The following is a 20,344-nucleotide window of genomic DNA, read 5'->3' as shown; positions in this document are numbered from 1 at the left end:
CAATAACGGTAACTCAGTAAGCCTGTTCAAGTGGCTAAAACTGTTAAATGACTTTCGTATATACTAAAAATGAAGTATGTTTGGGAGGCAAGGATGAAGAACCACGCATCTTTTAATGATTTATAGATGGGAAAGGCTTACATGAAAAAACGTCATCTGCATATCCGACATGATGTGCCTTATAGTAAACTTATTTCTTTTTCACTTCTTTTTACTATACTTTACAATTTTAGTTTCGCGCAACGGCCGGGATATGAATTGGAGCCTTCAAGATCGAAAGCAGACACCACAAAACAACGAGATCTTATTGATATAGCAAAAGATTTTCTCAATATAGAGCCTCCAAAGGGCCCTGATAGCAGCGGAAAGTCGATTTACTTTTCCTTTCTCCCTTTTTCCACCACTGTACCCGGGGGAGGCCAAGCTCTGATCACCTCTACGACTGCGGGTTTCTTTACCGGCAATCGTAAAACAACGAACATGTCTCGCGTGACTTTTACACCCTATACCAACTTTAAAGGGCGCTTTGGCCTCCCGATTCGCTCTTATGTTTGGTTAAAAAACAATGAATGGGTAATTATCGGAGATACACGCCTAATGAAATATCCGCAATATACCTGGGGCTTAGGACGGCAACATAGTGAAGATGATAAAATGTTGGTAGACTATACCTATTTCAGATTCTATCAACATGCCTTACGAAAATTTAAGCGGAATTTCTTTGCCGGTCTAGGATATAATTTAGATTACCGTACCAATATCGATGCTGAGAAAAATGGAGTATTACTAAAGGATTATGTCGACTATCCTTACGGTACCGATGATTTTGGAAGAAGTTTATCTTCGGGGTTAAGTTTTAATTTCCTTTATGACACACGGGCCAACTCTATCAACCCATTAGATGGGTATTATGCTTATTTTCAATACCGTATCAATCCTAAATTTCTCGGCAATGATCATTTCTGGAGTTCTGTTTATCTCGACCTTCGAAAGTATATCCGTTTTACGGAGGACCCCAATCGCCAAAATATGCTTGGTTTGTGGAGTTATTATTGGTCAGTGCTCAATCGTCAAGTTCCTTATCTAGATCTGCCGAGTATTGGCTGGGATGTGTATAACCGTTCCGGTAGAGGTTTTGATCAAAATCGTTTCCGGGGCAGACATCTATTTTATCTAGAGGCCGAGTATCGGCGCGACATAACCAATAACGGGCTGTTAGGCTTTGTATTATTTACTAACGCAAATACCGTTTCAGGCCCTAATAGCAACATTTTTAAAGATTGGAACCAAGCCTATGGCGGAGGTTTACGGATTAAATTCAATAAAGGTTCGGGCACAAACATTGCCATTGACTATGGCCGTAGTAAAGGTTTTTCAGGATTTCAAATCGGACTGGATGAAGTGTTTTAACAGCTATCAGTTTTTAGAGATCGGCAATCAGCTATTGATAAACAATTTAAAGCCGACAGCAGATTTCAGATAGCTGATATCGCTTTCATTTGCTATATTGCACATAAATAGGTGTTGAAAATATATTTATGGACAAAAAAGTATACAATCGTATTAAGGCAGTCTTAGCTGAGCAAGGGAAAACCAACAAATGGCTTGCTGAAACCCTAGACAGAAACATTAACACGGTTTCTAAATGGAGCACCAATAAAATGCAGCCTACGGTAGAGTCGCTTTTTGAAATTGCAGACGCATTACAGGTTGACGTTCGTAGCTTACTTGTTTCTACGAAACAGCATTAAATAGCATAATCTGTATAAGAGTAAAGAAATGTAACATCTCTGTACAAAAGATTAAATTAGAAAATGGCATATAAATTAGGAGACTTTGTTCGCTTCGTGGAAGAGGACTTTGAAGGACACATTACAAAAATAATCAATGACGAATTAGTGGGAGTAACGGGAGAAGATGGTTTTGAAATCCCTGTACAAACGACCAAGATAACCCATGTTTATGGGCAGCAAAGCAGGAAAGAGCTGGATTTTGACGAAGATAAAAAGCAGCCGACGGTAACATCCGGCGCTTTTGTAGGAGAAGGAATTTATTTAGCCATTACCGGCGACCAAAAACAGAACATCGCTATCTTCAATTTAGTAAATGAAACCTCGTATGATTTACTACTAAGCTTCAGCACGGAAAAAGCAAAACAAATTGTAGGCGAATATGCAGGTATAATTGCACCGAAAAGCACGCAAAAGATTTATAATGCTAAAATTAGCGAAGTAAGCAGTTGGCCCTTGTTCGATTTTAAGTTTCTATTTCATACGGCTATGCTACAAGCGCCCAAACCCGCTTTAGAGATTACTAAACGTATTAAACCACTTGATTTGTCGGAAGCCAAAAAGCATGTTCCATTACTGAATGATCGCGCCTGGCTTTTCCGTTTAGACGAAGACCTAAAGATCGATGCAGAAAAGCTTAAGGAAAGTTTTTTCAGTCATCGTCCTGATAAGAAATAAGCGCTTCGATTAAGCTCAACTATTTGTTCGATTTTGGACAGTAAACTGTTCGGAATCGAACACTATTCCTCTCTACATTCCTTTCCAGCCACATTTAAAGCCCACTTTTCCATTTGGCGATATTCTTGGTCTACTAGCTAAAGGACATAAGACGCAAGTATCAAGACACAAGATCGCCCGACTAGTGGGTAAGACTCAACATCGTAAAGGCGCTTTCAGATATCTTGATACCTGCCTACCGGCAGGCAGGCTTAATACTTGATACTTAATAGTTGATACTAATATGCTAAAAAATTACCTAAAAATCGCCTGGCGGAATCTACTGAAACACCGCCTGTATTCTGCTATCAAAATTGGTGGCTTTGCTTGTAGCATTGCAGCCTGTATACTTATTACATTATATATTATTCACGAAATAAGTTACGATAAGAGCTATCCCGATGGAGACCGGATTTATAGAATCGTTGCTCAATTCAATGATAATGGGAAAATCATGAAAGGTGTATCTTTTCAAGCACCGTTTAGTAAAGCGGTAAAAGCTGATTTTCCACAGGTGGAAATGGTAGGCAGAATCCTTCCCAATTCCCTATTTTATGGGGCCGGAAGTAATCAGCTAAGCATAGAAGGCGATCCTACAAGCATATATGAAGAGGGCTTTACCTATATGGATCAGGAGCTATTGAATATGCTTCAGCTCCCACTGGCTTTTGGAAAGAGATCAGAGGCTTTGAAAGATCCCTATAGCTTGGTCATGACCAAAAGTAAGGCAGAAAAATATTTCGCAGGAAAAAATCCAATCGGAAAAATTGTTTACTTAAACGGTGATAGGTCCAAGCCTTATACCATAAAGGGCGTTATAGAGGATCTTCCCTCCACTTCACATTTAAAGCCTTTCACCTTTCTGCTTACCTTAAACGGCGTAGTGTTTTATCCTGGCGAGCAGGACAATTGGGGAGCAACGAATTATCCAACTTATGTTAAGCTGCGGAAAGGTACTGATATTGCACAATTCGAAAACATATTGACAAAAGAAATCCTCCGTAAGTATGTCATTCCTAATATGCGCGAAGCCGGCAATGTGCGCGCTGATATTATAGAAAAAAACGTTCGCTTAAGCCTGCAACCAGTGAAAGATATCCACCTTTATTCTGCTGATATACACGATTACCCTCAGATGCAAAAGGGAGACATTAAGTTTGTATGGCTATTTGGAGGTATTGCTGCGTTTATCCTATTGATTGCTTGTATCAACTTCATCAATCTATCTACAGCAAAATCGGCCAACCGGGCAAAAGAAGTGGGTCTCCGTAAAGTGGTCGGTTCTTATAGAAGTGGATTAATCGCTCAGTTTTTAGCCGAATCCACTCTTTACAGCATATTATCTTTCCTCATTGGCTTGTTATTCGCCTGGTTATTGTTACCCTTATTCAACGCCCTCTCAGGAAAGGAGCTTGACTTTCCGTGGTCCAGCTGGCAATTACTTCCCATCATTTTATGTTCCGCCCTATTCGTTGGCCTCATTGCAGGCATTTATCCTTCTTTTTATCTATCCGGTTTTCGTCCTATCGCGGTGTTAAAAGGCGAATTAAGCCAGGGTTCCAGAAACCCTTTTCTTAGAAACGGCTTAGTTGTTTTTCAATTTGTTACTTCCATCATGTTGATTATAGGCACTTTAATCATTAATAATCAAATGAATTTTATCCTCAACAAGAAAGTGGGATTTGACAAAGATCAAGTAATGATTTTACAAGGGACAAATACACTGGGTAATCAAATCAATGTACTGAAAGAAGAACTTCAAAAGCTTCCGCAGGTAAAAATCGCCTCGGTAAGTGACTTCTTGCCCGTGCGCTTGGAAGGGGTAAAAAGAAACGGCAATTCGTTTTGGAAAGAAGGAAAAACGACGGAAGAAGCGCCTGCGGGGGGACAGTTTTGGGAGGTTGATGAAAATTATCTCGCCACTTTAGGAATGACGCTACTAAGTGGTAGAAACTTTGATAAAGATATGGTTACCGACTCGCAAGCAGTTATCATAAATCAAAAGCTAGCGAAAGATTTGGGACTCAAAAATCCTGTAGGTGCCCGTATAACTAATGGCCGTGTATTTACAGTTATCGGCGTAGTAGAAGACTTTAATTTTGAATCACTTAAGGATGAAGTCGAGGGTTTATGTATGGCATTAAGTAATAGCCCCACCATGCTTGCTGTCAAGATAAACGGTAAAGATATGAGCACAGCAGTGCAAGCAATCGGTGCTGTATGGAAGAAATTTTCACCTGATCAAGCCATGCGTTATACCTTTTTAGATGAAGGTTATGCCAATATGTATATGGATGTAAAGCGTACAGGCAATATATTCACCAGTTTTGCTGCCTTAGCCATCTTTATTGCCTGTTTAGGGTTGTTCGGCTTAGCGGCCTTTACCACAGAACAGCGCACGAAAGAAATAGGAATTCGAAAAGTTCTTGGCGCCAGCGTAAACGGCATCGTACAATTACTGACTAAAGACTTTTTAAGGCTTGTGTTTGTCGCCATTGTCATCGCCTCACCTTTAGCCTGGTGGGCGATGAACAAATGGTTACAGGATTTTGCCTATCGGATTGAAATCCAATGGTGGGTATTTGCTATTGCAGGGTGCGCTGCCATCATCATAGCGATATTGACAGTTAGCTTTCAGGCTATTAAAGCAGCTTTGGCCAATCCAACGAAATCGTTGAGAAGTGAATAAATCAGTTACGAGTTATCAGTTGCCAGTTATGAGCTTAACTAAACTCGCAACGCGTAACTCACAACTCACAACTATAAGAAGATGTTAAAAAGCTACATAAAAATCGCTTGGCGAAATATTAGAAGGAATACATCCTTTACCATCATTAATGTATTCGGGCTCACCTTAGGAATCACCTGCGCCTTGCTGATTTTCGCGTTGGTCAATTACCATTTTAGTTTTGACAATTTCCACGAAGATAAAGAAAGAATCTATCGTTTGGTTACAGAATGGCAAGATGATATTGTGGATCATTCCGCTGGCGTTCCTAGCCCCTTAGGTAAGGCCTTTCGCGAGGACTTTAATCTCGACGAATATACTGCAAGGTCGATTAATTTTCGGGATGTCTTAGTCACGCTACCGGGAACACCGGACAAGAAGAAATTTAATGAGGAAAGCTCAATCGCCTATACAGAATCCGCCTACTTCTCCATCTTTACTTTTCCTATTTTAAAAGGTGAGTCGGCAGAAGTCCTTACAGATCCGAACACAGCAATCATCACTGAAAAAATCGCAAAAAAATATTTTGGAGATAGCAACCCTTTAGGACAAGTGATCAAAGTCAATAATAACACTGATTTCACAGTTAAAGCTGTCCTACAAGATTTACCAAACAACACAGATCTTCAAAGTGAAATATTCCTCTCCTTTGCGAACTTGAAGGATCGAGATCCCGAGTTAGCTCGCGACGATGCATGGAATGGTGTATACAGCGGCACGCAATGTTACACCTTGTTGAAAGAAGGTATAAACGCAAATATAGTTGAAAAAGCGCTGCGGCAAACTTCAGAAAAACATTACCCAGGCCGGGATGCAAAGGTTTGGAATTTCAAATTACAACCACTAAGGGACATTCATTTTAACCCTGTTTATAATGGCGCCGTCAATAAAAATTATTTATACGCGTTGTTATTTATCGGCCTATTATTGCTTTCTACTGCCTGTATTAACTTCACAAACCTAGCTACGGCACAAGCGATCAATCGTGCGAAAGAAATCGGTATCCGAAAAGTACTGGGCAGCCAACGGAAACAACTTTTTTGGCAGTTTATTTCAGAAACAGCACTTATTACTTTGATCTCTACGTTAATCGCATGTGGGCTTGCATCGGTGCTTTTGCCAAGTATCAATGATCTCTTCCAATCCGAAATACGTTTAAATCTATTCAGTGCTTGGCAAATGCCCGTATTTTTAATAAGTGTTGTTTCTTTTGTTATTTTTCTCTCCGGGTTTTATCCAGGCTTGGTATTGGCCGGTTTTAAACCCATTCAAGCCCTAAGGAGCAAAATAACTCAACGCGAGGTCGGTGGTTTTGCTTTACGGAGATCATTGGTAGTAGGGCAATTTGCTATTTCACAGATGCTTATCATTGGCACTTTAATCATCGCGAGGCAGATAAATTATGTCAATAATACCGATCTTGGTTTTGATAAAAGCGCTATTGTCAACCTCCCTATTCCGGAAGCGGATCGTGATCACGCCGATAAAAAGTTGACGCTCAAGAACCGCCTTGAAAACGTCAACGGTGTTCAAGCAGTTTCCTTAAATTTTCAACCTCCTGCTTCCCGATCGAACAGAACAACCGGCGTACGCTATGATACACGGACAGAAGAAGAAAGATGGAGCATCAATTTGAAATATGCAGACGACCAATACTTGTCTACATTCAATATGCGTTTGGCAGCCGGCAGGAACATCCGTCGGTCTGATACCATTAACGAATTTTTGGTGAATGAAACTTTTGTCAAAAAGCTTAATCTAATATCAGCAGAAGAAGTAATTGGAAAAAATATCACCATAAATGGCACAGCTTATAGTGGTCCTATTGTTGGTGTGGTGAAAGATTTCTATAATTATTCCTTTCGTAACGAAAAGGACGCTATTTGCATTGCATCTAACAACAAAGAATATGTTAATTGTTCCATTAAATTGAGCAGTCAACACCTCACTTCCACGCTAGCCTCTTTTGAAAAAATATGGAGTGAAACCTATCCTGATTATGTATACTCGCACCAATTTATGGATGAAGCAGTTGCACAATTCTATGAAACCGATAATACCCTCTTAAAACTGATTCAAACTTTTGCATTGGTAGCTATTTTAATCGGCTGCCTTGGTTTATACGGCCTCATATCGTTTATGGCCTTTCATAAAACTAAGGAAATTGGTGTTCGGAAGGTTTTGGGCGCTACCATTCCGGATATTCTCTGGATTTTTGGGAGGGAATTCGTTCGTTTACTGGTCATTGCATTTATGATTGCTGCGCCGGTCGCTTGGTGGGGCATGAAAACCTATTTACAGGATTTTTCTTACAAAATTGAAATAGGACTTAATATTTTCCTGCTTGCTGTCGCCATTACCTTTGTTATTGCTATTGTCACCATCGCTTTCCGATCGGTAAGGGCTGCTACGGTTAATCCAATAAAATCGTTGAGAAGTGAGTGAGTTTAGTTGTGAGTTGCGAGTTATGAGTTTTGAGCGCAACTAATCCGCGCAACTCAAAACTCGTAACTCATGAAATAAAAGCGATACTATTGCAAACTATTCAAATATTTTTCGAGCATTGTATATCCATCGGCAGCATAGTTGTTCCCGTCGCTTGGGTTATTTGGGTCGAGCTGATGATCCGTTTCCCAAGCATCTGGTATACCATCTCCATCTGAATCATCAGGCGGTGTAATACTTTGCAGTGTGGGCCATCCACCCACGTCTTGTTGACTATCGATGATACCAGACGGATGCAGGATACCCGTCGTATTTACCAAGGCATAAGTAGCCCCCTCATAGGTCGCTGTTTTGTTTCTTACTTCCTGAATAATTCGTTTATCGATAGTATCTCGCTTGGGCAATACTGCACCTACATTGTTCAACACTTCCTCATAGGCGTCTTCTGCTGTACTGGTAAGCATCGGTAAAGTCGGGAAGGGCGAACTTTGTTTGGCAGCCGCAATAAGTGCTGCTGCACCGGAATAGCTGTCGCGTTGCACCCCTTTCTCCCAATTGTCAGCACTTACGTCTGGAAATCCGTCAATAAAATTCCCTTGGATAAAGAACCTGCCACCCCATACGGTATCGCCGGCGGAAATACTATAACTGGTATATTGCAAGATCCGGTTCCTCTTATTGCTTATACTACTTAGAGTACTCCCCGGTGTAGCAGGGCCATATTTATAATAGTTGTTAACCATATTGTAGTCGCCATTCTCTCCGCCATAAGTGGAATTTATATTACCCCAATTATAGATCACGTTATTGCGGAAGTCTACCAACTCTTCGTCTGGACCGGTAGCAGCCAATGTTCCTGAAAAACGAGGATTTCTACTTGAATTATGAGCTAGCAGATTATGATGAAACGAAGATCTATTCCCTCCCCAGATTCCTCCATAGCCATGCGTCCCTTTTTCATGGGCCGATTTATATAAGCTTTCGCTCAGTATACACCATTGGAGCGAAAAATCCGTGATACCGTAAAAAGAACCGATTTCGTCTACCGACCAGCTTAAGGAACAATGATCAATGATAATATTTGCATAAGGGGTGCCACCCGCTGCCGGAAGCGAAGTATAGAGTGCATCCGTTGTGATACCGTTAATATCACCCAGTCTAAACCGAAGATACCTGATGATGATATTATTTGCCCGTATTGCGGTTCCGTACCCCGCAATACAAATCCCATCCCCCGGGGCCGACTGTCCGGCAATGGTGATATTATTTTGAGCAATAAATAAGTTGCTTTCCAGAAAAATCGTCCCCGAAACCTTGAACAGTACCGTTCGATTGGGTTGGCTTACCGCATCTCTTAAACTTCCGGGGCCCGAGTTATTCAAGTTGGTTACGTAATACACCGTTCCTCCTCGTCCACCTGTAGCGAATTTTCCGTATCCCTCAGCCCCCGGAAATGCCACAAGAACATCATTAGGCAGTACGTTTCGAGTACTTGTCAATTGTTTTGACGGTGTGTCAATTGTTGCCTTGCTACAAGAAATTAATGTTACAAGGCCAATGAACATCCATTTAATTCTTTCCATAATAGCGATTTATTGATTGTTTAGGATATAAGGTCATGGCGTATACTCGGGTTTCCAGTGTTGAACGGTTTCCGTCTCGGCTGCTAAATTGCCCATATGTATGGCAATTGTACTATCATATGCCGTATGCGCATTAGATAAAGGCTTATCATTGGTCACGATGCAATGAATAAAGTGTTGTAAAGAAAGCACGGAAGGATCGGGTAGCTGCTCATTCTTTTCCTTAAAAATCAGCTCTTCGGCTTCTCCTTGTGTTCTAGCCAGAAGCGTGGCGCCGGTAACGCCATCAACAGTACCTTGTTGGTTCTTTGTCGACTCTGCATAAATAAACGCTCTATCCCTTTGGATCTCTAAGGTGGCCCGATCTCCTAAAATCCGTATATTATAGCCGTTATAAGCGTTTGACAGCACAGAGGTTACGCTCGACTGGATGCCTTCGGGATATTCATAAACCGTTCGGATGTGATCGTAAGTCTCTCGGCCATCCTTCCAATAATTGATGCCTCCAAACCCAACAACTTTTATAGGTTTCTTATCCAGCAGATAATGCACCGCATCAATCTGATGTGCACATAATTCGGATAGGGGTCCGCCACAATAGGCGCGATACATCCGCCAATTGATCAGCTTTTCATCTTTCGGATTATTTACGGGAAAACGCCAATTGGAATTTCGATTATATTGACACTCAAAATGTGTAATCTTACCTAACCAATTTTGACTGATCACTTCCTTCACCTTATGATAAAGCGCGAAATAACGATATTGAAATCCTACTTGGAATACCTTCGATGACGCCTCTACAACCTTCAGCAAATCAATTGCTTGTGGAATATCATAGGCCATGGCTTTCTCAAGATAGACGTGTTTTTCAGCTTGTATAGCATCTTTCGCCATCGGATGGTGTAAAAAGAGCGGTGTAGCAATAATGACAGCCTCGATGTTTTTGTCTTCCAACAATTTTCGATAATCCGTGTAGGCCGACACCTTATCTCCTACTATCTGACGGGCTTTATTAAGATGAGGTGGATAAACGTCGCATAATGCAGTGATCTTCACCCCTTTTATTCCCATTAATATTTTAGCTAAACCGGTACCCCGCGACCCGGTTCCAATAATACCTACCTGTACTTGATCAGTTGATAGTCTGCTCGAAAACGAAGGCAGTTTATCCAACGCCAGTGAGGAGAGCATCAGTCCGCTGCGCGTTAAAAACTCTTTTCTAGAATAATGATTAAATTTTTTCATGGTTTGGTTAAGAATTAACGGTTATTTAATATATGCGCGGAGTGGTAAGTTGGTTTCTTTCAACGCGGAAACTGCGAGCCCCGCAATGCACTTCGCTCCAAATTCCGATAGATGCGTATCGTCCTTTTTCCCCTTGGGTAAAGACGCGAATTTTCCGGGTGGAATATGTAAAAATAATTCCTTGGATTGCTCCGGCCCCGTTTTTTCTAAAAAAGCAGCTACCAGTGCATGTAAATCGATAAGCGGTGTATGCGTTAACTTCGCTACTTCACCTATAACCGTTAAATAAGCGCCGTGGGTATCCACGATATGTCCTTCTTGATCGAATTTCCGATGTGGTATGGACGTAAATAGAATAGGATATGCTTTTTTTGCTTGTACCTCTCGAACATAGCGTTCTATATTTTGCTTGAAGGTCGTATATGGCTCTGTATGCCTGGCCGTATCTGGTTTGGCGTCATTATGGCCAAACTGAATAAACACGTAATCACCAGCCTTAACCTGTTGTATGACCTTCGACCAAAAACCCTCATCACGGAAACTTTTTGAACTGCGCCCGCTCATTGCCTCATTATGTATATGTACATGTTCTGTAAATAAAGAGGGTGTAAGCTGCATCCAACCACGGATGGGGTACCCCTTACCAAATTTATCGAGATAACTTGCCGTATAATCGGCCATGGTAGAATCACCAATGGAATAAATATGTAGCTCTTCGGTTTGTTTAAAGCTAAATAGGCACATAAGGCCTAATATCAGGCCAAACTTTTTCATATAACGGTAGGGTATCATCTCGCTGCGATTAAATGTTTACAATTAATAACCATAGTCTTGTGTTAGGTTCGGGTTGGCATCGATCGCGGTCTGTGGAATCGGAAATAGCTCGCTGTGATTGGCCCTAAAAAGCTGGGCAACATTGGTAATCCAAACATCTGTTAAGGCTGCCATCCAATTTACTCTTACAAAACCCTCAGGCGCGATTGCAGGACTCGCTTTATACAATGAATTTCCCCATACAACTTCCTGTTCTGCCGGTTTATAATACATGTACTGCGGGAGTTGATCATAGGGAGCTACCTTATTTTTCATTTTAGTCAACACATCCCGCACCTCTTGTATCTTCTGACCGATCAGATTCCAGCGAATAAGGTCGTATTTTCGGATCCCCTCGCCGCCAAATTCAAGGTAACGTTCCTGTACCAAGCTGTTAAAAAACCCCTCTTTGTCGTTTGGAATATTTCCGGTTTCGTTTCCGCCGTAAGCACGGGTTCTCACTTCCTGTAAGGCTAATATGGCCTCGCTTGTGGGCCCATTATGGAGTTCATTTTCAGCCTCCGCAAACATCAATAGGACATCAGAAAATCGGATTAGTGGCCAATTTAAACCCGTTGCCTGAATGGCGGAGGAAAGGCGCGGATTGATCCAATCCGAACGGAATTTTCCGCTGGTCATATTCAGCAAGGGTTGCACTTTTTTACTATAATCCGGATCATTATAATAAGGTGCACAGGTAACATCCCGTCGCGTATCCAACGAATCAAAGGCATAAAAATAAGCAGGAATAATTCTAATCTGGCCATTTCCTAATAAAGAGGTATTTCCCGGCACATAAAATCGTGGACCATCATAATACCCTAAATTACTATCTGTTTCACGTCCCATAGCTACTTCAAATAAGATTTCGCCATGTGGGTCGAGCGTATACGCATCAATTCCATCTTTGAATACCGCCTGAAAGCTTGGATTGAGGGTATGTTGTTCCCGATGTTGCATGAGTTCATAACATTCATCTCGGGCAATCTGATAAAAAGACAGGTAATCACCTGTTCGTTCCATACGGTTACTTCTGCGAAGGGAAAACCCGGCACGATACAAAGCCAGCCTTGCCCGCAAGGCCTTTGCGGCTCCTTTCGTAATACGCTCATCGTTACTTGCTTCTGTTCGCCAAGGTAACAGCTCTTGCGCAGTTTTCAGATCTGCAATCAAACGATTGTAGATCGTATCACGATCAACCTTTGGCAGGGTAAGCTCCGCCTGATCGGCTGCTGGTTCGAAAGGTGCCGGTAAATCTCCCCAATTTCGAATAAGCTCAAAATAAAACTGTGCCCTTAGGGTGAGGGCCTCTCCATGCAATCTCTTTAGTTCCAACTGTTCAGAGGCCGTACCATTGCTGTACTGATCCATTGCGGGAATGTTTTTAATACAGATATTAGCTCGTTCGACACCTGCATATAATTGTTCAAAAGGCCCCGCGAGCTGTGCATTGGTTGCCTGTAAATTATAGCGGGATAAGTCTCTGGAACTGTTATCTGGAGCGGCACCATTCAAAACACCAACCATTTCATCACTGTCGTAAGGATACATCAAGCTTAACCGACTGCCATAGGCTTGTAAACCCGATAAACGATCATATACGCCTAGTACCGCACTTCTTGCATTAGGCAGGTTACTGAATACATAATTTTCACTGAACGCAGATGGTGGTTCCAGGTCCAAATAGTTCTTGCATGAAAATAGCGATACGGAAAGTACAAGAACAAGGATTATTCTTTTTAAATGAATCTTGGATATCATGATCATGGTATTAAAGCGTAAGATTAAGACCGATAATAAATGTTTTACTTCGTGGGTAAGCTGAATAATCAACTCCAGGTGTCGTGGGCACGGCTCTCCGTGTATTCACCTCGGGATCATAACCTGAATAATTGGTAAACACGGCTAAATTATTCACGGTACCATAAACTCTTAACTTTTTAAGTTTGATTTTATGAAGCATAGCACTCGGAAAAGTATAGCCAAAAGTGATGTTATTTATCCTCAAAAAAGATCCGTCTTCCATTGCCCAAGATGTAGGGTACCAAGCACCTACACCGCTGATGGGCATCCAGATACTTGCATTCTGATTCAAGGCGGCCAAGGCATCAGGTGCTATCCCTTTCACCACCTGCTTTCCCCCCTCGGTTACCACTTGCTGTACTACCTGGCCATTACCATCGATGGTCTTCCAACGATCATTCATAATTGCTAAGGAGTTTGAATTGCTGCTGTAACCATTGGTAAATTCTATTTTGTTGGCATTATAGATTTTGTTTCCGTACACGAAATTCAAAAAAATGCTCATATCAAAATTCTTATAGGTGAATTGCTGATACAAACCGCCTGAAAATTTAGGTGTCGCATCGCCAATGATGGTCTTATCATTTTCATCAATCCGGTTGTTACCGTCGAGGTCTTTCAATTTCATCCATCCCGGCTGGGCAGTGCCGATGGCGTTGGAGACGTCCACCACACCTTCTTTTAGTGTATAAATGGAAGTCTCCGGATCATAATGAAAATCGTTCACTGAATAGAAGCCGTCTGATACAAAGCCATACATAGTACCAACAGATTGACCTACCTGCACGACATAATCTGCCGGTTGACCAGAGATGCCAAAACCAGAGTATTCATAATAATAAGACTGGCTGTTGGATAATTTGTCAATCCGATTACGGTTAAAAGATAAATTGAATGCCGTATTCCACGTAAAGTTCTTATTGCTGACGGCTGTGGCATTGAGTTGAAATTCGATGCCCTTATTGGACGTATTACCGATATTCTGTAACTGTGTTTTATACCCTGAGGTAGTGGGTATAGGTACGTTTAACAATAAATCGTTCACTTTATTGTGATAGGCATCTATCGTAAGCTGTACACGGGAGTTAAACAGGGCAAGGTCCAATCCAATGTTTTTGGATACCGTGGTTTCCCATATCAGATCACGATTTGCCAAATCATTAACAGCCAGCCCTGGTAATATCTGCTCATTGAGGGCATATTTAGAACCAATACCGAAGATATTTAAAAACAAGTAGTCGTCTATTCTGTCATTTCCAGCTGAGCCATAGCTTGCCCTCAATTTCATATCCGAAATGAAAGGCATATTTTTCAGGAAAGGTTCTGCTGAAAGCCGCCAGGCGATGGAGCCAGAAGGAAAGAAACCCCAACGTTTATCGGAAGCGAATCTAGAAGACGCATCGGCACGTATGCTAAAGGAGGCCAAATATTTATCCGCGAAAGCGTAGTTTGTCCGATTGAAAAAAGAAACCGTGCGTGTTTCAGAATTATAGGTTTGCGGATAGGTTGGGATAACCGTACCAAGGCTTAATTGGGCCAGTGCTTTTTCAGCATTAATCCCCTCCGGAAAATAGCGTAATTGATTTTCTGTCCTCTTGGACGATATGGTATAAAATTCATTCCCTATAATCGCATCGATATGATGTTGCTCGCGCTGTATCTTAAAGGTTAAGACATTACTGTTGTTAAAACTGTTGCGTTCGGTACCCAAGAGTGATACCATAGGCAAGCGTGCACCTAATGTTCTGGCCCTTGAAGTGATCCCATCATCAAAACGATTAATGTCTTCGAGTTGATAGTTAAAACCCGCTGCCGTGCGGAATGAAAGCCAGTCGTTGAACACATAATTGGCATAGCCATTCAGATTGGTGACGCGTGTATGTCTATTTCTGTATTGTGCATTGCTTAGCTCTACCGGATTTATAATACCAAGCGCATTTCCTGTATTGGTCTCTTCATAATAGGCTTCATCCAGCTCTTCTTCCGATAAACCGCCAACAGTAAGAGGCCTATATTTTATGGTATGCCGAAGCATATTATAAGTCGACCCCGATTCATCTGAAGTTCCCGCTCCGTTTATTTTTTGATTATTGTAGCGAACATTAAAACCAACTTTCAGTTTACTATTTACCTTATTGTCGAATCGAAAATTGAGCATTTTCCGATTAAAGTCTGAGTTAAGCATAATACCTTCCTCATCATTGCTGGTTAAGCTTAAGTTATACTGAATGGCTTCTGTACCGCCCGTAATACTCAGATTATGCGTCTGCATGAATGCATCGTTGCCAAATGTTTTCTGTTGCCAGTCTACGAAGGGCTCATTTTTATATTTTTCCAGTTCATTCCATTGACCGTACATCGCGGCAAAGCCCTCTTCCATGCTGGTATTCCCCCTCGTGCGTTCATACTGCCTGATTACGAAATCATAAGGACGCATCACATCCAACTTATTCGCCAATTGCTTTAAGCCAAAGATATTACTATAGCCTATCTCCGTTTTCATTTCCCTTCCTCCTTTTGTGGTGATAATCACGACACCATTCGCTCCTCGTGCCCCGTAAATTGCTGTAGAAGAGGCGTCTTTCAACACGTCAATGGACGCGATATCTTGAGGGGACAAGCTATTGAGGCCATCTTCCACTTGTATACCATCGATAATATATAAAGGTGAATTGTCTTGGGTAATAGAACCTCCTCCTCGAATTTTCAACTGGACATTAGCCCCTGGTGAGCCTTCTGATGTAGTTACCTGCACACCTGCCAGCCTACCGGTAAGTGCTTCCGCGGCTGAATTAATGGGGATGTCTTTTAATTGTTTATCATTCAACGAAGAAACTGAGCCTGTTAGGTCTTTCCGGTTCACGGTAGCATATCCGATAGCCACCACCTCATCCAGCATTACTTGGTCTTTTTTGAGCGCGATCTGCAGTGTTTGCTGGTTCGTAATCGGAATCTCTTGCTGCGAATACCCCATTGATCTGACAACCAAGACGGCATTATTACCTGCCGGAAGTGATAGGTGAAAATGGCCATTTTCATCCGTCTGTGCGACAATGGATGACCTGAGAACTAGCACGGTAGCCCCTTTAATCGGTTCCTTCGAATCAGCATCCCTAACGGTGCCGCGAATAGTTTCACTTGTCTTGTTTTGTTGTGCATACCCTTTTCCGTACAAAAGGAGCACTACGAGTAGCCCTAATAAAGCTGTTGGATAGGTTTTTTTTCTTTTCATAATTTAAACAGTAGGTTTTTTCCGCTCCTAATAGGACGCGGATAACACGACCCTGAGTTTATATTGGTAAAAATTGGCTGTTGTACAGGAATATAAAGCAATATATACTCCTCGTATTCCAAAAATATCAGTTAACCGCATTGCTTTCATGAAAATGATCAAGCTATTAACGAGAACGTTGCCGAAAATCTAAGTCTCAGCAGTGTCCGAATACGAACACCGGTTGTCCATATTCGAACAACAGCTGGAATAGCAATAGCCCAAACGGCTAAAAAGGGCTCTTTTTGTTGTGGCAATAAAGTTGAGTAAAGATATAAGACGCAACGTCGTAAAGGAGCTTTTAACATATCTTGATACCTGCCTACCGGCAGGCAGGCTTGATACTTAATACTTGATACCATGTTAAAAAATTACATAAAAATCGCTTGGCGAAATTTGCTACGCTACAAATTCGTTTCCTTCATCAACTTGTTTGGTTTGAGTATCGGAATCACCTGTTGCCTACTCATTGCCTTGTATGTACTTGATGAACTGAGTTATGACCGCTATAATAGCAAGGCAGACCAAATCTATCGAGTGGAACGAACTTTCTTAAATACAGAGAGTAAAAGCGTCTCCCTAGAACTCGGTGCGGTTGCGCCACCTGTTGGTCCTTTATTAAAAAACGACTTTAAGGAAATCCAGGCACTGACCAGCATACTTCCTATTGGGGGTATGACCTTTCAATACCAAGACAAGGTATTCAATGAAGATAATGTCTATTGTGCGGATGAAAACCTTTTTAAGGTCTTTGATTTTACAGTAACCAAAGGTGATCCGAAAACGGCACTGCAAGAACCTTATTCCATCATGCTTTCCGAAGAAATGGCCAAGAAGTATTTTGGAATGGAAAACCCTTTAAATAAGTTATTAAAAGTTGACCAAAAGCTTACCGGTACGGTAACGGGCGTTTATAAATCGCTTCCTTCCAATGCGCATTGGCATCCCAATATCATGGTCTCTTTTTCTACATTAAGGGATACTGCAATATATGGAGAAGAACAACTTCGTACCAATTGGGGAAACAACGCGTTTTATACCTATGTTTTGTTGCCTAAAGATTACAATGCCGGCAAACTGGAAGCACAATTTCCGTCTTTCTTAAACAGACATATTCCCGGTGCCGACAATAAAGCCCAGGAGTGGACCTTCCTTTCCTTAAAAAAATTAACAGATATTCACCTTCATTCTCATAAAGATTCCGAATTGGAAGAAAATGGCGATATCAAGCGGGTTTATATTTTTTCTATAATAGGTCTTTTTATTTTATTGATCGCTTGTATCAACTATATGAACCTATCCACCGCACGCTCCGCCCTGCGTGCAAAAGAAATTGGAATCCGGAAAGTCGTTGGAGCAGAGAAAACAGAATTGATTTATCAGTTCTTAAGCGAAAGTGTTCTGCTCTGCTTACTGGCCTCGTTGATATCGGTTGTATTGACAGGAATGGCATTGTCCGGATTAAATCTACTGGCCGGAAAGACCTTTACGCTAAACCATCTGCTACAAGCCCCCATTTTAATTGCCATTACGATTCTTCCCTTCATTATCGGTGTGTTATCAGGCATTTATCCCGCCCTATTTCTTTCCGGTTTCCAACCTATCAAAGTACTGAAAGGTATTTTCAAAACCGGCGAGAATACATTTTCGCTCCGAAAGGCACTTGTAGTTTTTCAGTTTTCCATTTCCATTATATTGATCGTTGGTACCCTGATTGTATTCAGGCAACTTCAGTACATCCAAAACAAAAGTTTGGGTTTTAACAAAGAACAGATCGTTGTGCTTAATAATAACCAAGGACTGGATGGTACTTTTCAATCGTTTAAAACCAGCCTATTGGCTAACCCGAACGTTAAGGAAGTAGGACGATCAAGCCGAATTCCTTCGGGAAGGTTGTTAGATGCGGCCGGGTCGCAAATTAACTTAGGAAATGGCCTCGCTCCTTCAAAGGCGGATATCAAATATGTACGTAGCGATGCCGGTTTTATCCCTACTTATGGAATAGATATCATTACCGGCAGGAATTTTCGCGTCGGTAATGAGCGAGATACTTCTTCCTTTATTCTGAACGAAGCTGCAGTTCGTGTTCTGGGATTAACGCCGGAAGACGCGATTGGTAAACCTTTTAAATACGACACGAGGGCGGGACAAATTGTCGGCGTTATGAACGATTTCAATTTCGAATCTTTACATCAACGCATTTTACCCTTAGTTTTGTTTAGTTCTACTGATGAGAACGGTTATGGACGAATTTCTGTCAAGGTTAACGGGAATGTCCAGCAAGCTTTAGCGCACTTACAAGCAGTCTGGGAAAAATACTTACCGGAAACACCTTTTACTTATACTTTTTTGGATGACCGCTTTTCTGATCTTTATAAAGCGGAACAGCAACAACAGGTAATATTTACCTTATTTTCGTGTATTGCCATTGCCATCGCCTGTTTGGGCTTGTTCGGTCTTTCTGCTTTTACCATCACACAGCGAGTCAAAGAAATAGGTATTCGGAAAGTACTAGGCGCCAGTACCACAACGATTATTCGACTACTTTCTACCGATTTTTTACGTCTAGTCCTCATTGCTGCGGTCATCGCTCTTCCCTTGGCGTGGTATGTTATGAGCAACTGGTTAAACGACTTTGCTTATCGCATTGAGATGGAATGGTGGATTTTTGGTTTTGCTTTAGTCATGGCCCTGATCATCGCTTTTCTGACGATCAGCTTTCAAGCAATTAAAGCCGCATTGGCCAATCCGGTGAATAGTTTGCGCAACGAGTGAATTTAGTTATTGGTTATCGGTTCTTAGTTGTTGGGCAGAAGAAAGGGCGCACCGTAAGAGGGGGGTAAGCTGCTTGAACGAAACATCAAAAATAGAAAGCAGGAAATACTTGCTTTCATTTTAACCCAAATAGTCGCCCGATAAAACCTATTCTTCTGATAAAGAATTCATAAGTTAGGAAACAACCGGTTATCGTCGCGAGCAAAACCAAAACAAATTGAATACGTACATCTATATCCAATGGAAAGATAAAATAAGATCCAAGGTAAAGAAAAATCATATGAAGTATGTAAAACGGGTACGCCGCACGGCTTAAATAGCGAAGTAGGTTGCTGGGATAATTGAAATATTTGTACGCAAATGCAAAAAATGAAATAATCCAGCTGTTCGACTCAATAGACAGCATATAAGTCGGCGCTGAAGACTGAAAATAAGTAATCCTTATTATAAAAAAGGTTACTGCAAACGCAAGAAACAGCCATCGCCACCTTAGAATCATATGCCAAAAGGTAGCACCACACAAGACAAAACAAAAGCCGAAGAAGAACGCCAGCATCCCCAGAACGAAACCATGCCATGTCATCGCATACAATTCAAAAGGCATCGGATCAATTAATAAAACTTCGGCGATAAATACACTCATTACTAATAGTATACCTTGCGGACTACTAATTATCTTTTTCATGCTATTCACTAGCCGACTATGTTCTTGCCGCTTTAAATAGAAAAAAATCGGCGCGAACACGATAACATAAACAAAAAGGTTACCAAGAAACCATAGATGGCCGGGACCGGGTAAATAGGCTGTATCAAAATGATAATACCTTTGCCATATATAAATGTGGAGAGGAACGATCAATAGCATCCCAAAAAGAAATGGAAGTAATATTCTTTTGGCTCTCTCCAAAAAAAGTTGTTTCCAGCTTCTATTTCTCATGGCGAAATAGACACCCATCCCTGACACATAAAATAAAAGTGGTATCCGCCATATGTTCATCATGCTCATAGGGATCCACAAAGCATCCCATGATCTTTCATTCGTGATAAACCCGATCATCATCCCCCAAGGCTGGAAACCGATTGCTATATGATATATCAAGAGCAATGCAATCGCGATGACCCGCATCCAATCAATATCATATCTTCTATCTAGTACTGGCATATTCTTTCC

General features: G+C 41.4%; 12 protein-coding genes. 6 read left to right on the top strand and 6 right to left on the bottom strand.

Features of this window, described 5'->3' with window-relative positions; genetic code table 11:
* Positions 1-141: 141 nt before the first annotated feature.
* The 5 genes from M1D52_RS00475 to M1D52_RS00455 all read left to right on the top strand — a co-directional run bounded on the left by M1D52_RS00475 (position 142) and on the right by M1D52_RS00455 (position 7,680).
* Positions 142-1,410, top strand: coding sequence for a BamA/TamA family outer membrane protein (locus M1D52_RS00475; RefSeq protein WP_242627114.1), 1,269 nt, complete (start codon positions 142-144; stop codon positions 1,408-1,410).
* Positions 1,411-1,538: 128 nt separating this feature from the next.
* Positions 1,539-1,751, top strand: coding sequence for a helix-turn-helix transcriptional regulator (locus M1D52_RS00470; RefSeq protein ID WP_013664493.1), 213 nt, complete (start codon positions 1,539-1,541; stop codon positions 1,749-1,751).
* 63 nt (positions 1,752-1,814) lie between these two features.
* Complete coding sequence (locus M1D52_RS00465; RefSeq protein WP_437361474.1) at positions 1,815-2,468, top strand: hypothetical protein; 654 nt, start codon at positions 1,815-1,817, stop codon at positions 2,466-2,468.
* A gap of 283 nt (positions 2,469-2,751) precedes the next feature.
* Complete coding sequence (locus M1D52_RS00460; protein WP_437394004.1) at positions 2,752-5,196, top strand: ABC transporter permease; 2,445 nt, start codon at positions 2,752-2,754, stop codon at positions 5,194-5,196.
* Positions 5,197-5,277: 81 nt separating this feature from the next.
* Positions 5,278-7,680 (top strand): ABC transporter permease, encoded by a 2,403-nt coding sequence (locus tag M1D52_RS00455; RefSeq protein WP_437394003.1) that lies wholly within the window; start codon positions 5,278-5,280, stop codon positions 7,678-7,680.
* An 86-nt stretch (positions 7,681-7,766) separates the two neighbouring features.
* Here the strand turns inward: M1D52_RS00455 and M1D52_RS00450 are convergent, their stop codons facing one another.
* Genes M1D52_RS00450 through M1D52_RS00430 form a run of 5 tightly spaced genes read right to left on the bottom strand, consistent with a single transcriptional unit; the run spans position 7,767 to position 16,359 of the window.
* Positions 7,767-9,263: a pectate lyase gene (locus tag M1D52_RS00450; protein WP_437394002.1), complete on the bottom strand. Its 1,497-nt coding sequence runs from the start codon at positions 9,261-9,263 to the stop codon at positions 7,767-7,769.
* 33 nt (positions 9,264-9,296) lie between these two features.
* Complete coding sequence (locus M1D52_RS00445; RefSeq protein WP_437394001.1) at positions 9,297-10,511, bottom strand: Gfo/Idh/MocA family protein; 1,215 nt, start codon at positions 10,509-10,511, stop codon at positions 9,297-9,299.
* A 21-nt stretch (positions 10,512-10,532) separates the two neighbouring features.
* Complete coding sequence (locus M1D52_RS00440) at positions 10,533-11,285, bottom strand: rhamnogalacturonan acetylesterase (RefSeq protein WP_437394000.1); 753 nt, start codon at positions 11,283-11,285, stop codon at positions 10,533-10,535.
* A 42-nt stretch (positions 11,286-11,327) separates the two neighbouring features.
* Positions 11,328-13,085 (bottom strand): RagB/SusD family nutrient uptake outer membrane protein, encoded by a 1,758-nt coding sequence (locus M1D52_RS00435; RefSeq protein WP_130854708.1) that lies wholly within the window; start codon positions 13,083-13,085, stop codon positions 11,328-11,330.
* Positions 13,086-13,095: 10 nt separating this feature from the next.
* Positions 13,096-16,359 carry a SusC/RagA family TonB-linked outer membrane protein gene (locus M1D52_RS00430; protein ID WP_437393999.1) on the bottom strand — a complete coding sequence of 1,088 codons (3,264 nt, stop codon included), beginning with the start codon at positions 16,357-16,359 and terminating at the stop codon, positions 13,096-13,098.
* A 399-nt stretch (positions 16,360-16,758) separates the two neighbouring features.
* Between M1D52_RS00430 and M1D52_RS00425 the strand changes: the two genes are divergently transcribed.
* The gene (locus M1D52_RS00425) at positions 16,759-19,173 is read left to right on the top strand and encodes an ABC transporter permease (RefSeq protein WP_437393998.1); all 2,415 of its coding nucleotides are present in this window, start codon (positions 16,759-16,761) and stop codon (positions 19,171-19,173) included.
* A 115-nt stretch (positions 19,174-19,288) separates the two neighbouring features.
* On the opposite strand, the gene M1D52_RS00420 is transcribed toward M1D52_RS00425, so the two are convergent.
* Positions 19,289-20,335: an acyltransferase family protein gene (locus tag M1D52_RS00420; protein WP_437393997.1), complete on the bottom strand. Its 1,047-nt coding sequence runs from the start codon at positions 20,333-20,335 to the stop codon at positions 19,289-19,291.
* Positions 20,336-20,344: the final 9 nt, after the last annotated feature.

It is taken from the genome of Olivibacter sp. SA151, assembly GCF_054130995.1.
Note: the sequence above shows the minus strand (reverse complement) of the source record. Positions and strands in the feature narration are given on the sequence as shown.